We start from the raw sequence: 13,493 nt of genomic DNA, 5'->3' as shown, positions 1-13,493 counted from the left end.
GGCTTCTCGTCTCTGCTGGTGTGTCCAAACGCCAGCGTAACTTGGGGCAAACACAAGTCTGCTCGATGTGCGATTGGGCCCATCCCAATCAATCAGAAGCGAAAAACCGGTCTGGTACCTCCAGTAGCGTCTCCATCGCGCACTCTCGGGTTACCGGTCTGGCATTTCAACATCTCCTGAAGGGATCACGGCCATGGCGACTGCAAAGATCATCGAATTCCTCCGACGCGAACAGCCCGAAGGCCCCTGCCTTGTGGTTGACCTCGATGTCGTGCGCGACAACTACATGGCCTTTGCCCACACCATGCCGGGCACCCGCATCTTCTACGCGGTGAAGGCAAACCCCGCGCCGGAAATCCTCTCGCTCCTGGCCTCCCTCGGCTCCTGCTTCGACACGGCCTCCGTTGCCGAGATCGAAATGTCGCTCGCCGCCGGCGCCACCCCTGACCGCATTTCCTTCGGTAACACCATCAAGAAGGAGCGCGACATCGCCCGCGCCTTCGCGCTGGGTGTCCGCCTGTTCGCCGTCGACAGCCACACGGAAGTGGAAAAGGTCGCCCGTGCCGCCCCCGGCGCGCAGGTCTTCTGCCGCATCCTGACCGATGGCGCCGGCGCCGAATGGCCGCTCTCGCGCAAGTTCGGCTGCGAGCCCGCCATGGCTGAAACCGTGCTGCTCTATGCCCATGCCCTTGGCCTCAAGGCCTATGGCATCTCCTTCCACGTGGGCTCGCAGCAGACCCGCCTCGACGCCTGGGATGTCGCCGTCGGCGAAGCCAAGGCGATCTTCGAGCGCATGCTCTCGCACGGCATCAAGCTGGAGATGGTGAACCTGGGCGGCGGCTTCCCCACCAAGTACCTCAAGGCCGTTCCCGGCCAGTCGAGCTATGCCAATGCCATCCACGAGGCGCTGACCAAGCACTTCGGCAACGCGCTGCCCGAGACGATCATCGAGCCGGGCCGCGGCATGGTGGGCAACGCCGGCGTGGTGAAGGCCGAGGTCGTGCTGATCTCCAAGAAGCACGCCAACGACAACACCCGCTGGGTCTATCTCGACATCGGCAAGTTCGGCGGCCTGGCCGAGACCATGGACGAAGCGATCCGCTATCCCATCACCACCGCCAAGGATGGCGACGTGAAGGAGCCCTGCGTGATCGCCGGTCCGACCTGCGACTCGGCCGACGTGCTGTACGAGAAGACGCCCTATCCGCTGCCGATCACCCTGTCGGTGGGCGACGAGGTGCTGATCGAGGCGGCCGGCGCCTACACCACGACCTATGCGGCCGTGGCTTTCAACGGCTTCCCGCCGCTCAAGGCCTACGTCATCTGACGCCGGGCCGGATTTCCTGAACAACCGCAGCAGGGGCTGCGCGGGGCCACGTCCCGCGCCGCCTGAAGTTGCTCCATCGCCTTCATGTCCTGTGGGAGACTTTCAATGGTCACCATTCGTCCTGAAACCGCTGCCGACATCCCCGCCCGCGAGCTGCTGCTGGATCGCGCCTTCGGCAAGGCGCGCCGCCGCAAGACCTCCGAGCGCCTGCGCGAAGGCCGGGTGCCTGCAGACGGCCTTGCCTTCACCGCCGTGGACGGCAAGGGCCGCCTCGTCGGCACCGTGCGACTGTGGAACGTGATCGCGGGTTCGGCTGGTCCTGCACTTCTTCTGGGTCCGGTCGCAGTTGACGCGCGCCACCAGAACAAGGGCATCGGCAAGAGCCTGATGGCGCATGCCATCAACACCGCCCGCGTGCTCGGCCATGGCGCCATCCTGCTGGTGGGCGATGCGCCCTACTACAGCCGCTTCGGCTTCGATGGCGGCCTCACCCGCAGCCTGCACCTGCCGGGCCCGGTGGAGCGTGCGCGCTTTCTCGGCCTTGAATTGGAGCAGGGCGCGCTGGACGGTGCCGAAGGTCTGGTGAGCGCTGCTGGCGTTGCAGCCGCGCCAGCCGAAGCAGTGGTGGCGGCTTAGGACCGCCAATTCCTGGCGCGGGTGACGGCCTCGGCGAAGCGTCCGCGCAGATCATCCGTGAGCGGATGATCGGGCCTGTGGATGCGCTGGGGCGAGGGGAGCGGCGGCAGGTCACCCGCGCCGAGGCCGCGCATGGCCATGCGGGCCGTGCCGAGGGCCGTGAGTTCGGTCGATGACGCCACCGTCACCGTGCGGTTCAGCGCATTCGCGAGGAAGCCCGCGAAGTAGGGGTTGTTGGCAAGCCCGCCATCGATGGAGATGGTGGCAGCGAGCGGCAACATTCCGGCCATGGCCTGCATCACCTCCGCCGCCCGAAGTGCAATCCCCTCCAGCATCGCCTGCATCATGTCGGCCTTGGTGGTGTCGAGGCCAAGCCCGATCCACAGGCCGGCGGCATTGCGGTCCCAGTGCGGGCAGGCAAGGCCCGACAGCGCCGGCACGAAGCAGAGCCCGCGCGACAGGGCCGAAGGGCGGTCGAAGCTGTTGATCTCGTCATACTGAGAGAAAAGCCCGATGCCACGGCCCCAGTTGATCGCCGAGGCGGCATTGTAGACGGCGCCATCGAGGGCGAAGTCCGCGCCCTTGCCGCCCACGCGCCACGCCACGGTGGCGGCAAGGCCGGAGGCATTGCGGGGCGGCCGCGCGGCTCCGGCGATACCAAGCGCGAAGGCGCCGGTGCCGAAGGTGATCTTGGCGTCGCCCGCCCTGGCACAGCCATGGCCGAACAGCGCCGCCTGCTGGTCCACGAGGCTTGCCGTCACGGGCAGGCGTTCATGCACGCCGAAGGGTCCGGTCGTGTCCCGGATCTCAGGCAGCACCTCGCGCGGCACACCGAACAGCTTCAGAAGGTCATCATCCCAGGCGAGCGTGTCGAGCGACATGAGCGAGGTGCGCGACGCCGTGGTGACATCGGTGGCATACTCGCCCGTCAACCGGTCCAGGAAGAAGGCGTCGCTGGTGGCGATGCGGAGGCGGCCCTGCTGCAGCAGCGCTTTCGCCCCGTCCACGTGATCGATGATCCAGCGCATCTTGGAGGCCGAAAAATAGGGATCGAGCGGCAGTCCGGCGCGGGCCAGCGTCAGGTCTTCCGCCCCCTCAGCCTTTAGCCGCTCGGTCACGTCCTTGGTGCGGTCATCCTGCCAGACGATGGCGCGATGGATGGGCTTGCCCGTGCCGGCATCCCACGCGACCAGCGTCTCGCCCTGATTGTCGATGCCGATCGCATCCACCGGGCCCGCCGCGGCGATGCAGGCCGTGACATGGGCGAGGAGTTCTTCCGCGTCATGCTCCACCCATCCGGCCTGTGGATAGTGCTGGGCATGTTCGAAGCCCGCCACCTTGGCGAAGTGCCCCGCCTCGTCCAGCGTGAAGGCCTTGCTGCCGGTGGTGCCCTGATCGATGGCGAGAACCTTCATCGCAATTCCTTCACGAGTGTTTCGGCGATGTGCCGCGCCTCGGCCACACAGCGGCCCGCTGTCTTGAGTTGTCCCTGCACGTTTCCGGCACGGACCGGACTTCCACACAAGCCGCCCGCAAGCAGTGTGTCCTCTGGCACGAACCTGCCGCTGACGATCACGCCATCGCAGGCGATGATACGCCGCGCGCCGCCCGTCTCCACTTCGACTCCCGTGACGTGCTCCGTGCCCTGGATGGAGACGAGCCGTGTCGCCTTGTGTACCGGCACGCCATAACGGAGGCGTGCGCCCACACCGAAAAGCCACGGCGCATCCAGCGACGCCTCTTCCACGATCATCGCAGCGGGCCGGATGCCCATGTGGGCGCAGGTCATGAGCGCCGAGAACGAGACCCATTCCCCGCCGATGATCACGGGCCGCGCGAACGGCTTCATGTGCTTGAGATAGACCAACTGCTGCAGCGTGCCGGTGTTCATCACCTCCGGCAGCCGGCTGCCGCCGATCAGCCGCGCCGCACGGCTCGACTCCCGCGCCCCCGTTGCCAGCACCACGCGCTTCGCCGCGATCTGCACGATGCCGGTTTCGGCCGAGTGCACGCGCATGGTGCCGGGCCCGGTGAAGGCGAGAACCGTATGCCCCGTCCGAACGTTTACATGCGACGCCTCTTCACGGAGCCGCGCGGCGTAGGCAGGCCCGCTCATCAGGCGACGGTGGCTTTCCCAGCCGAAACCCCAGTGGCCGCAGTGGCGGGGCACGCCGCCCGCCTCGGTCTCGCGCTCCAGAACAACGATGTCCTTGATGCCGTGCGCTTTCAGATGCGTGGCGACGGCAAGCCCCGCAGGCCCGCCGCCCACGACCACCACTTCGTGCTGCTCGCCGTTACGTGTCGCCATGACCGGCCTTCGCAAACAGGGCGCGCACTTCGGCACCGCAGTTGAATCCCTGGCAGCGCCCCATCATGGCGCGGGTGCGGCGCTTGAGGCCGCTGAGATCGCCGGCGGGAAGCGCGCCCTTCAATGCATTTTCGATTTCGCCCCGCGTCACCCATTCGCAATGGCAGACGATCTCGCCGCCGCTCCGATAAGGGCGGGGCTCGTGCTCGGCGAGCATGGGAACGGGTGTCCATTTGGGCTGAGGTGCCAGCGTGGGCAGCGAACCGAAATGCGTGGCGTAGAGTTGCTCCACATGCTGCGCGATGCCGAGCGAGCCCGTGAGCCCGGTCGAGCGGATGCCACCCACCGTGATCCAGTTCCGGTCGGGCAGGGCCTCGATCACGTAATCCTTGTGCTCGGTCGCCGGGCGAAGTCCGGCATAGATGGCATTGACGCCGATCCCAGCGAGCGCCGGCACCATCTCGATTGCCCGCGCCTTCAGCCGCTCGAGCGTGGCGGTGTCGCAGGTGCCTGCTTCGCGCTCGTCCGTCTCCTCCGCCGTGGGGCCGATTGCGAGATTGCCGAAGATGGTGCGGAACAGCACCACGCCCTTGGTGCGCTCGGTGGGCACCGGCAGGATGATCGCCTTCACGAGTTGGGAAGCAGGCTTGTCGAAGACGACGAACTGCCCCTTGCGCGGCTTGATGGTGAAGGGCGAAGGCCGCACGAAGCCTTCAATGATGTCGCCGAACAGTCCCGCCGCATTGATCACGATGCGCGCCGTCACATCGCCTGCAGGTGTCTTGAGGGTCCACGTTCCGCCCTCGCGCTCTGCTGCCGCCACCTCCGCCTTGCGGATGACTTTTGCGCCATGGGCGATGGCCTGCTGCGCATAGGCGAGCGGCGAAGACCACGGATCGATCACGTGCTCGCCAGGCACCAGCACGGCATCGAGCGCGCCCGCAGCAAGGCGCGGCTCGCGCGCCGTCATCTCAGCCTTCCCGATCAGCCGCACATCCGCAACGCCGTTGGCATGGGCCTTCGCGACGATGTCCGGCAGCTTGGCACGCTCTTCTTCCGACCACGCCACCACCAGCGCCGCGGTCTCGAGCAGCGGCAGCTTCAGCTTCTCGCGGATCGCGAGATATTCGGCATAGCCCTTCTGCATGCAGGCGAGTTCGAGGCTGCCCGGCGGCGCATCGAAGCCAGTGTGAAGGAGGGCGCTGTTCCCCTTGGAGGCGCCGGAGAGAATGTCCGCACCCTTCTCGAGCAGCACGCAGGACAGCCCGGCCATGGCGAGGCGGCGCAGGATCGCCAGACCCACAACCCCTCCGCCGATCACGGCAATCTCGAATCCATCACCCATGGGCTTGTCTTATGGCACGAAAAAAGGGGCGGCCCAACGGTCGCCCCTCGTCTCACGTGGCGTGAGAAAGATCAGGTTTCCATGGCCTTTTCGGCCACGGCAATATCCTTCTGGCGCTGGCGGATTTCCTCGCCCACCGGCGGGCCGTGGAAGCGCTTGCCGTTCAGCATGAAGACCAGCACGGCCATGACGGCGGTGACGATCACTGCGGCATAGGTTCCGAAGCTGTCGCCATCCACATGCCAGAAGTAGTAGACCGCAAGGCCAGTGATCACGGCGAAGATCAGGCCCACGATCATGCGGCCTTCCATGGACTGCCAGAAGCCGATCAGGGCAAGCAGCATCATGACGATCAGGTAGCCGACCTTTTCCTGCGGGGGCTGCACGCCCACGAAGATCAGGATGGCGCAACCGATGACCGCGAGACCGGCCACCAGCATGGAGGCGCCACCCAGGTTGAACGGACCCTTGTTGGTCCAGCCGCCGCTGGATTCCGACTTGAGGGCGGCCGCGATCGGCATCAGGTACGACAGGTACAGGAACACCGCGCAGCCCGTGGAAAGCACCAGGAAGGCGCCGCCGTAGAGCGTGGCGATGAAGGCCAGAACACCCGCCACCCAGATGGCCGGGCCCGGCGTGCGCAGGTGATGGTCGACCTTCTTCAGCGTTTCCGATCCGGGCACGCCGCCGTCACGCGCGAAGGCATAGAGCATGCGCGAGCAGGAGGTGAGGCCGGCAAGGGCGCAGAGGAAGTTTGACACCACGATGCCGATGATGATCACCGAGCGGAGAATGCCCGGCATCTGCACCTGTGCGATCAGCCAGTTGAAGGCGTTCCAGCCCTGGGCTGCACCGGCGGTAACGCCGTCCATGGTGACGGCGCCGGAAGCATCCTTCTGGTCCGGCAGGGCCAGAACCATGGCGGCCACCATGACGTAGCCGAAGACGAAGGACCAGAACACCGAGCGCAGCATGCCCTTCGGCACTTCGCGCTGGGCATTCATGGTTTCTTCCGAGGTGTGCGCCGAAGCGTCGAAGCCGGTGATCGTGTAGACCACGTGCAGCAGGCCGAGCAGGAAGACGTAGAGGCCGCTTGTCGCCAGAGGCCACACGCCGCCACCTGCGTCACCGGTGAAGTTCTTGAAGGTGAAGAGGCGGCTCACGTCATGGGAGTCCGCGAAGATCAGCAGCGACAGCGTCAGCACCACGGCCGTGGCGAGAATGATGTAGCCGCTCCAGTCGGTGAGCTTGGTGGTCCAGTGCAGCGAGCGCTGGTTGATCAGCGCCTGGATGATGGTGGCCACCGCGATGAAGATCGATTGCCGCCACCAGCCGCTGCTGAATTCGCCGGTGGAAACCCACGGCGTCACGTCCCAGCCGAACACCTGCGCGAAGAGCAGGTCGCGGGTGAGAAGGAAAAGACCCATGTTCACCGACGACACGACGAACATCAGGCCGAGCAGGTTGAACCATGCGGCGGCCCAGCCGTAGCCGCGCCCGCCGAGGAGCGAAGCCCAGTGATAGATGCCGCCCGCAGTCGGATAGGCAGAGGCGATCTGGCCCATCGCCGCAGCCACGATGAGCGCGAAGATGGAGCCCACAACCCAGACGACGCCGACGGAAATGCCGCCGCCGGCGCTCAGCGCCACCGGGAAGGCGGTGAGGCCGCCGGCCACGATGCAGATGATGGCGAAGGAAATCGCGAAGTTCTGGAACGCGCCCATGCGGCGTTGCAGTTCCTGGGCATAGCCCATTTGATGGAGGACCTTCTCGTCCTCTGTCAGTACGTGTTTGTCAGCCATAATGGCCTCCCGGCCGCTCCGGGGCGGAACGGCTTATGTTTGATTGATGATTGCCCTTGCTGTGTAAGCGCCCCCGCGCCAGTCACTCAGGACGTCCCCTGCGGACAGTGTGGTGGAAAGCCACGATTCAGTCAATCTGGCAGGCACCGGGCAAGGCGGGGTAAGCGGCTGTAATGCCGGAGGAATTTTCTTCACCGTGACCGGGCGGGGGAGCCGGGCAGCAAAAAGGGCGGCTTTCGCCGCCCTCCGGTTTGCTGATTCGGGGCTTTTTTCAGACCGCCGTGAAGCCGTTGTCCACGAAGAGATGGGCCCCGTTGACGAAGCTTGCTTCGTCGCTGGCGAGGAAGAGAGCGGCCCGCGCCACCTCTTCCGGCTCGCAGATGCGCCCCTGCTGCACGGCAAGTGCGGCATCGGAGGCATCCACGCCAAGCTTCTGCAGTTCCGCCACCTCGCGAAGTCCGTGCGGGGTGCGCACGAAGCCCGGACACACCGCATTGCAACGGATGTTCTTGTCACGGAACTCGACCGCGATGCCGCGCGCGAACATGTGGCAGGCGCCCTTGGTGGTGACATAAAGCACCTCCATGGGGGTTGCTGCCACCGCCGAGATCGACGAGGTGCAGACGATGGACCCGCCGCCTGCCGCGATCATCTGCGGCAGCACCGCCCTCGTCACCAGGAACATGCTCTTGACGTTGATGTCGGTGAGCCTGTCCCATTCGTCCTCGGTCGTCTCGAGGAACGGCTTGATGACGATCGAGCCCGCGTGGTTGAACAGCACGGTGATGGGGCCGAGCGCCTGGCGCACGGCCTCCACTGCCGCATTGACTTCCGCTGCCTTCGACACATCGGCCTTGGCGAAGAAGGCCTTGCCGCCTGCCCGCTCGATGTCGGCGACGGTGGCCTTGCCCGCTTGGGCGTTGATGTCGATGATGCCGACCTTGGCACCCTCGGCGGCAAACAGGCGGGACGCTGCCCCGCCCATGCCGGTGGCCCCGCCGGAAATCAGGGCCACCTTGTTGTTGAGCCGGCCGGTCACGATTCGCCGAACTTCGATTCGAGCTTGGCGATCTCGGCCTGGCGGCGCTTGATCTCGTCACCGATGGGCGGACCCTTGAAGCGGCGGTTCTCGAAGAGGAACCAGATCAGCAGCGACAGGATGATGAAGCCCACCGTGATTTCCAGCGCCCAGTCGTTGGGCGGCTGGATGCCGATCACGAAGAGCAGCACCATGGCCAGCACCGAGAGGATGGCGACGAACTTGTAGGTGCCGATCCCCATGTTCCACGGCCCCATCTGCGGCCACTTCGGCCCGCCGATGGCGAAGAAGCCAAGGGCGATCGGCACCGCGAAGGAGAGGAACAGGAAGATCACGGTGCAGGACACGACGATCGAGTAGGCGGGCGTTCCGGCGATGGTGATCGCCGAAGTGAACCACACGAACAGCACCGAGAGGATCGAGGCCGTCCAGATGGCCGCGACCGGCGTGCGGTGGGCCGTGCTCACCGAGGCCAGCGCCTTTGACGCGCCGGGAATGCCGCCGTCACGGGAGAAGGCGTAGAGCATGCGCGACGCGCTCGTCACCGTCGCAAGGCCGCACAGCCACTGCGAAACGAAGATGAGGATGTAGAGGATCTCCTTGAGCGTCGGGTTGACCTGCTGGTCCATGCCCCAGAAGAAAACGTTCCAGCCCTGCTTCGCGGCATCATCCATGTTCGGAAGCATGATGATGAAGGCCGAGAGGAAGAGCCAGCCGAAGATGCCGGACCACAAGACCGACGTCACCATGCCGTTCGGCACGGAGCGGGCGGCGTCATGGGTTTCCTCGGCGGTGTGGGCCGAGGCGTCATAGCCGGTGATCGTGTAGACGGGCAGCAGCAGGCCGAGGAGGAAGGCCATGAGGCCGCTCACTGCAACGGGCCACACGGCGGACGCGCCTTCCGTGCCGGTGTAGTTGGTGAAGGTCCACAGCCGCGAGATCTCGAAGCTGCTGGCCGAAGCGAGGCAGACCACAGTCAGCAGCACCGAGGTGCCGAGGATGAGGTAGCCCGAAAGGTCGGTGAGCTTGGCGGTGAGCTTGATGCCGTAGTGGTTCACGAGGGCCTGCAGGCCGGTGATGATGGCCACGAAGGCAACGCGGTGGGTGAGGGTGTCTTCAACGCCGAACGTGGGACCGAAGGCGCCGAAGAAGAAATAGAAGGTGCCGACGTTGATGGCGCCCAGAACGGTCACGAGGCCGAGCAGGTTGAGCCAGGCCGAAAGCCAGCCGGTGAAGCGGTTGCCGAGGATTGAGCCCCAGTGATAGAGGCCGCCCGCCGTGGGATAGGCCGAGGAAATCTGCGCCAGCGCCAGCGCGAAGACGCCGGAGATGATCACGCCCACCGGCCAGCCGATGCCGATTGCCGCACCGCCCACGCCCGAGGTTGCCTGGCCCAGCGAGTTGATGCCGCCCGACAGGATGCAGATGATCGAAAAGGAAATCGCGAAGTTCGAGAACTTGCCCATGCTGCGCGCCAGTTCCTGCGCGTAGCCCATGTCGTGGAGGATTTTCTTGTCCTCGCTCATACCGTGTTTGTCAGCCATCATGGCCTCCCGGCCGCTCAGGGGCGGAACGGCTTTATGTTTGATTGAATTGCCCGCTTGGCATGAGCGCCCCCGCGCTTGTCCCCTCGGACATCCCCTGGGGGGTATAGTGGTTGAAAGGGCCGGGGCCGTCAATCACGGGTAGGGAAACGCGGGAGCCTGCCCGCAACCGCCGTGCGAGGCCCTCGAATGAAGATTTCTCAACCGACGCGCGCCGTGTTAGGCCAGACCCATGGCCCGCCGCCCCTACAACTTTCCCTCGCTCAACGGTCTTGCCGCGTTTGAAGCCGCCGGCCGCCACATGAGCTTCACGGCGGCTGCCTCTGAACTCAACGTCACGCCCGGCGCCGTCTCCAAGCAGATCAAGCAGCTCGAAAGTGAAGTGGGCACGAAGCTCTTCGTGCGCCTGCACCGCTCGCTTGATCTCACGGCGGAAGGCGCGGTGTTGCTCGAGACGCTGCGCGACAGCTTCTCGCGCATCTCCGAAACGCTTGTCGGCCTCGATCCCGCCCGCAAGGTGAAGAGCGTCAGCATCGGCTCCACCAGCGCCTTCGCCCAGTTCTGGCTGATGCCGCGGCTCGGCGGCTTCTGGAAGGAGCATCAGGACATCGTCGTCGATCACGTGATTTCGGACCGCGCCCACGACCGCTGGTCAACCCGCGTTGATCTGCGCGTACGCTACGGCACGCCGCCTTTCGAAAACGAGGAGGCGAGCAAGCTCTTCGACGACCGCATCATCGCGGTGGCGGCCGAATCCTATCTCGCGGGCCGCGAGGTGGGAACACTCGCCGACCTCGCGGCGCGCCAGCTTCTCTCGGTGGAGGGCGTCGACTGGACATGGACGACCTGGGCCGATTTCTTCCGCGCCAACGGCAGCAGGCCCGGGCGCCTCAACATCCGCCGCTTCAACAGCTATGTGATCGCCGTGCAGGCCGCCCGTGACGGGCAGGGGATCGTGCTCGGCTGGGAGCGGCTGCTCGCGCCACTGCTCACCGACCGCACCCTCGTGCAGGTGGGGAATTTCGCCATGGCGGCGCCTGAGTCCTTCTATCTGTGCAGCGCCCCCACGCTGCAGCTTGCTCCCGAGGCCAAAGTGCTGCGGGATTGGCTGCTCGGCCACATCGGTTGAGTTAAACTCATCCGAAGCATGCCCCTTTGGGCCGTTGCCGCCCCTCCTCGCGCGCTCCATAACAGGCGCGAGACCCAAGGGAAGAACCGCCATCATGAGCGACACCGCAACCGCCGCCACCCCGCCTGCCGCCCGCCGCGCCGGAGGCCGTGATGGCCGCCGCGCCATGCGGGGTGCCCCGCAAATCTCTTTCCCCACCCTGGTGCGCGAAATTCCCACCTACGAGATCCTGCCGGACGAGGCCGTGGAACTGATCCACGACGAATCCCTCAAGATCCTCGAGGAGGTGGGCTGCGAGTTCCGCGACGATCAGGCGCCCGCCCTGTGGAAGAAGGCCGGAGCAGACGTGCAGGGCACCCGCGTGCGCATCGACCGTGGTCTCCTGATGTCGCTCATTTCGAGCGCACCGCCGGAGTTCACCCTGCATGCGCGGAACCCCGAGCGCACCGTGCAGGTGGGCGGCAGGAACCAGATCTTCATTCCGATGTACGGCGCGCCCTATGTGCGCGACCTCGACAACGTCCGCCGCTACGGCTCGCTCGCCGACCTCAACAATTTCCACCGCCTGGCGCAGATGCTGCCATCGCTTCACTCCATGTCGTCGATCTGCTGCGAGCCCATGGAAATCCCGGTGCCGAAGCGCCACCTCCACATCATTAACTCGGCCCTCACCTATGGCGACAAGCCCTTCATGGGAATCGTCACCTCGAAGGAGCGCGCCGAGGACGTGATGAAGATGGCGGGCATTGTCTTCGGCGACAGCTTCGTCAAGGACAACACCGTGGTGGTTTCGATCACCAACTGCAATTCGCCGCTCGTGTGGGACCAGACGATGCTCGACGCCATGCGCGTCTATGCCTCCCACAACCAGCCGATCATCGCGGCCCCCTTCGCCCTCTGCGGCGCCTCGACCTCGGCCTCCTCGGTGGGCGCGGTGGCGCAGGTCAATGCCGAGGCGCTGGCGGGTGTCGCCTTCACGCAGTTGATCCGCAAGGGCTCGCCGGTGATCTACGGCCAGTTCATGGTGACGGTGGACATGAAGTCGGGCGCCCCCATGGGTGGCACGCCGGAAGCGGCGCAGATGATGTTCGTGATGGGCCAGCTTGCCCGCAAGTACAATCTGCCGTGGCGCACCTCCGGCTTCCATGTGGGCTCGAAGCTGAACGACGCGCAGGCGGGCTACGAAGCGAACATGCTCATGCATGCCGCCATCCTTTCCGGCGCCAACTATATCTGGCACGTGGCGGGCTGGCTCGAGGCGGGCCTTGCCTGCGGCTATTCCAAGTTCGTCACCGATGCCGAGCAGCTCGTCGGCTGGTACAAATATGCGGGCGGCCTGAAATTCTCCGACTTCAAGGAGGCCATGGCGGCGGTGCGCGAGGTGGGCCCGGGCGGCCACTTCCTCGGCACGCAGCACACGCTGGAGAATTTCGAGAAGGCCTTCTTCATGCCCTCGCTCATGGATTTCAACTCCTTCGAGCAATGGCAGGCGGAGGGAGCCAAGGACCACGACACCCGCGGCCGGGAAAAGGCCAAGTCGCTGCTGGCGGCCTATGAGAAGCCGAAGATGGACGAGGGCATTGCCGAAGGCCTCGCCGACTTCATCGCCCGCCGCGAGCGGGAGCTTCCCACCAGCATCGAGTGAGCGTTCTGCGCCTGCCACAATGACGCCAAGACTTCTGCGCATGTGACAGCGGCTCGCGCAACGGACGGTCAGATCGTGTCCGCACGCTGCGCTGGTCAGGCGAATCCATGGACAGACGGTCTTTTCTCATCTCTGCGTTCTCACTGGCGGCGGCCACGCCGGCGCTCGCGGCAAAGAAGAAGCGCAGCGCCTACACGGGCGCAGAGGTGGTGGAGTTCCGCACGCCGGAGCGCCGCGGCACGGTGATCGTCAACACCCAGGAGCGTTACCTCTATCACGTGATCGGGCGCGAGACGGCGATCCGCTATGGCGTCGCCGTCGGCAAGGCGGGCTTCGACTGGGCCGGCATCGCCCAGATCGGCCGTAAGGTGGAATGGCCAACATGGACGCCGCCCGCCTCCATGATCCGCCGGCGCCCGGAACTCGCCGAATGGGCCGATGGCATGCCGGGCGGGCCCGACAATCCCCTCGGCGCCCGCGCGCTCTATCTCTATGCCAAGGGCAAAGACACGCTGTTCCGCATCCACGGCACCAACGAGCCGTGGTCGATCGGCACCGCTGCATCTTCCGGCTGCATCCGCATGCTGAACGAAGAAGTCTCCGAGCTTTACGACAATGTGAGAATCGGAACCAAGGTCATCGTCTTGTAATCCGGTTCAACCCTTGGATATAAGCGCCCGCGTTTCTCACCGCCGGGGGGCGGGTGATTCGGACATAG

The 13,493-nt window shown here is 65.5% G+C and carries 11 protein-coding genes; 5 read left to right on the top strand and 6 right to left on the bottom strand.

The window, feature by feature from the left end; all coding sequences use genetic code 11:
- The first annotated feature begins 193 nt into the window (after positions 1-193).
- Both QM801_RS13965 and QM801_RS13960 read left to right on the top strand, forming a co-directional pair.
- The gene (locus QM801_RS13965) at positions 194-1,327 is read left to right on the top strand and encodes a type III PLP-dependent enzyme (protein ID WP_415019821.1); all 1,134 of its coding nucleotides are present in this window, start codon (positions 194-196) and stop codon (positions 1,325-1,327) included.
- Positions 1,328-1,432: 105 nt separating this feature from the next.
- On the top strand, positions 1,433-1,963 hold the full coding sequence (locus tag QM801_RS13960) for a GNAT family N-acetyltransferase (protein WP_415019820.1): 531 nt from the start codon (positions 1,433-1,435) through the stop codon (positions 1,961-1,963).
- On the opposite strand, the gene QM801_RS13955 is transcribed toward QM801_RS13960, so the two are convergent.
- The 6 genes from QM801_RS13955 to QM801_RS13930 form a co-directional block, all read right to left on the bottom strand.
- Positions 1,960-3,378 (bottom strand): FGGY family carbohydrate kinase, encoded by a 1,419-nt coding sequence (locus QM801_RS13955; RefSeq protein ID WP_415019819.1) that lies wholly within the window; start codon positions 3,376-3,378, stop codon positions 1,960-1,962. The two genes, QM801_RS13960 and QM801_RS13955, sit on opposite strands and share 4 nt — an antisense overlap.
- On the bottom strand, positions 3,375-4,271 hold the full coding sequence (locus QM801_RS13950; RefSeq protein WP_415019818.1) for an FAD-dependent oxidoreductase: 897 nt from the start codon (positions 4,269-4,271) through the stop codon (positions 3,375-3,377). The genes QM801_RS13955 and QM801_RS13950 overlap by 4 nt, the downstream gene beginning before the upstream one ends.
- Positions 4,258-5,616 carry an NAD(P)/FAD-dependent oxidoreductase gene (locus QM801_RS13945; RefSeq protein ID WP_415019817.1) on the bottom strand — a complete coding sequence of 453 codons (1,359 nt, stop codon included), beginning with the start codon at positions 5,614-5,616 and terminating at the stop codon, positions 4,258-4,260. The genes QM801_RS13950 and QM801_RS13945 overlap by 14 nt, the downstream gene beginning before the upstream one ends.
- 71 nt (positions 5,617-5,687) lie before the next feature.
- The gene (locus QM801_RS13940; RefSeq protein WP_415019816.1) at positions 5,688-7,418 is read right to left on the bottom strand and encodes an amino acid permease; all 1,731 of its coding nucleotides are present in this window, start codon (positions 7,416-7,418) and stop codon (positions 5,688-5,690) included.
- Positions 7,419-7,689: 271 nt separating this feature from the next.
- Positions 7,690-8,457 (bottom strand): SDR family NAD(P)-dependent oxidoreductase, encoded by a 768-nt coding sequence (locus QM801_RS13935; protein ID WP_415019815.1) that lies wholly within the window; start codon positions 8,455-8,457, stop codon positions 7,690-7,692.
- Positions 8,454-10,004, bottom strand: a complete 1,551-nt coding sequence (locus QM801_RS13930; protein WP_415019814.1) for an amino acid permease — start codon at positions 10,002-10,004, stop codon at positions 8,454-8,456. Before QM801_RS13930 ends, QM801_RS13935 begins: the two co-directional genes overlap by 4 nt.
- 229 nt (positions 10,005-10,233) lie before the next feature.
- On the opposite strand from QM801_RS13930, the gene QM801_RS13925 reads away from it, so the two are divergent.
- The 3 genes from QM801_RS13925 (at position 10,234) to QM801_RS13915 (ending at position 13,425) form a co-directional block, all read left to right on the top strand.
- The gene (locus tag QM801_RS13925; protein ID WP_415019813.1) at positions 10,234-11,130 is read left to right on the top strand and encodes a LysR substrate-binding domain-containing protein; all 897 of its coding nucleotides are present in this window, start codon (positions 10,234-10,236) and stop codon (positions 11,128-11,130) included.
- A 94-nt stretch (positions 11,131-11,224) separates the two neighbouring features.
- Positions 11,225-12,775 (top strand): trimethylamine methyltransferase family protein, encoded by a 1,551-nt coding sequence (locus QM801_RS13920; RefSeq protein WP_415019812.1) that lies wholly within the window; start codon positions 11,225-11,227, stop codon positions 12,773-12,775.
- Between the two features lie 107 nt (positions 12,776-12,882).
- Complete coding sequence (locus QM801_RS13915; RefSeq protein ID WP_415019811.1) at positions 12,883-13,425, top strand: L,D-transpeptidase; 543 nt, start codon at positions 12,883-12,885, stop codon at positions 13,423-13,425.
- Positions 13,426-13,493 lie beyond the last annotated feature (68 nt).

The organism is Aestuariivirga sp., from assembly GCF_047600585.1.
GTDB lineage: Bacteria > Pseudomonadota > Alphaproteobacteria > Rhizobiales > Aestuariivirgaceae > Aestuariivirga.
This window is presented reverse-complemented; position numbering and strand designations above follow the sequence as displayed.

Excerpts from the sequence above, each read along its gene's own strand:
- QM801_RS13965 (WP_415019821.1), top strand. The coding sequence starts at position 194 with ATGGCGACTGCAAAGATCATCGAATTCCTCCGACGCGAACAGCCCGAA.
- QM801_RS13960 (WP_415019820.1), top strand. The coding sequence starts at position 1,433 with ATGGTCACCATTCGTCCTGAAACCGCTGCCGACATCCCCGCCCGCGAG.
- QM801_RS13955 (WP_415019819.1), bottom strand. The coding sequence starts at position 3,378 with ATGAAGGTTCTCGCCATCGATCAGGGCACCACCGGCAGCAAGGCCTTC.
- QM801_RS13950 (WP_415019818.1), bottom strand. The coding sequence starts at position 4,271 with ATGGCGACACGTAACGGCGAGCAGCACGAAGTGGTGGTCGTGGGCGGC.
- QM801_RS13945 (WP_415019817.1), bottom strand. The coding sequence starts at position 5,616 with ATGGGTGATGGATTCGAGATTGCCGTGATCGGCGGAGGGGTTGTGGGT.
- QM801_RS13940 (WP_415019816.1), bottom strand. The coding sequence starts at position 7,418 with ATGGCTGACAAACACGTACTGACAGAGGACGAGAAGGTCCTCCATCAA.
- QM801_RS13930 (WP_415019814.1), bottom strand. The coding sequence starts at position 10,004 with ATGATGGCTGACAAACACGGTATGAGCGAGGACAAGAAAATCCTCCAC.
- QM801_RS13925 (WP_415019813.1), top strand. The coding sequence starts at position 10,234 with ATGGCCCGCCGCCCCTACAACTTTCCCTCGCTCAACGGTCTTGCCGCG.
- QM801_RS13920 (WP_415019812.1), top strand. The coding sequence starts at position 11,225 with ATGAGCGACACCGCAACCGCCGCCACCCCGCCTGCCGCCCGCCGCGCC.
- QM801_RS13915 (WP_415019811.1), top strand. The coding sequence starts at position 12,883 with ATGGACAGACGGTCTTTTCTCATCTCTGCGTTCTCACTGGCGGCGGCC.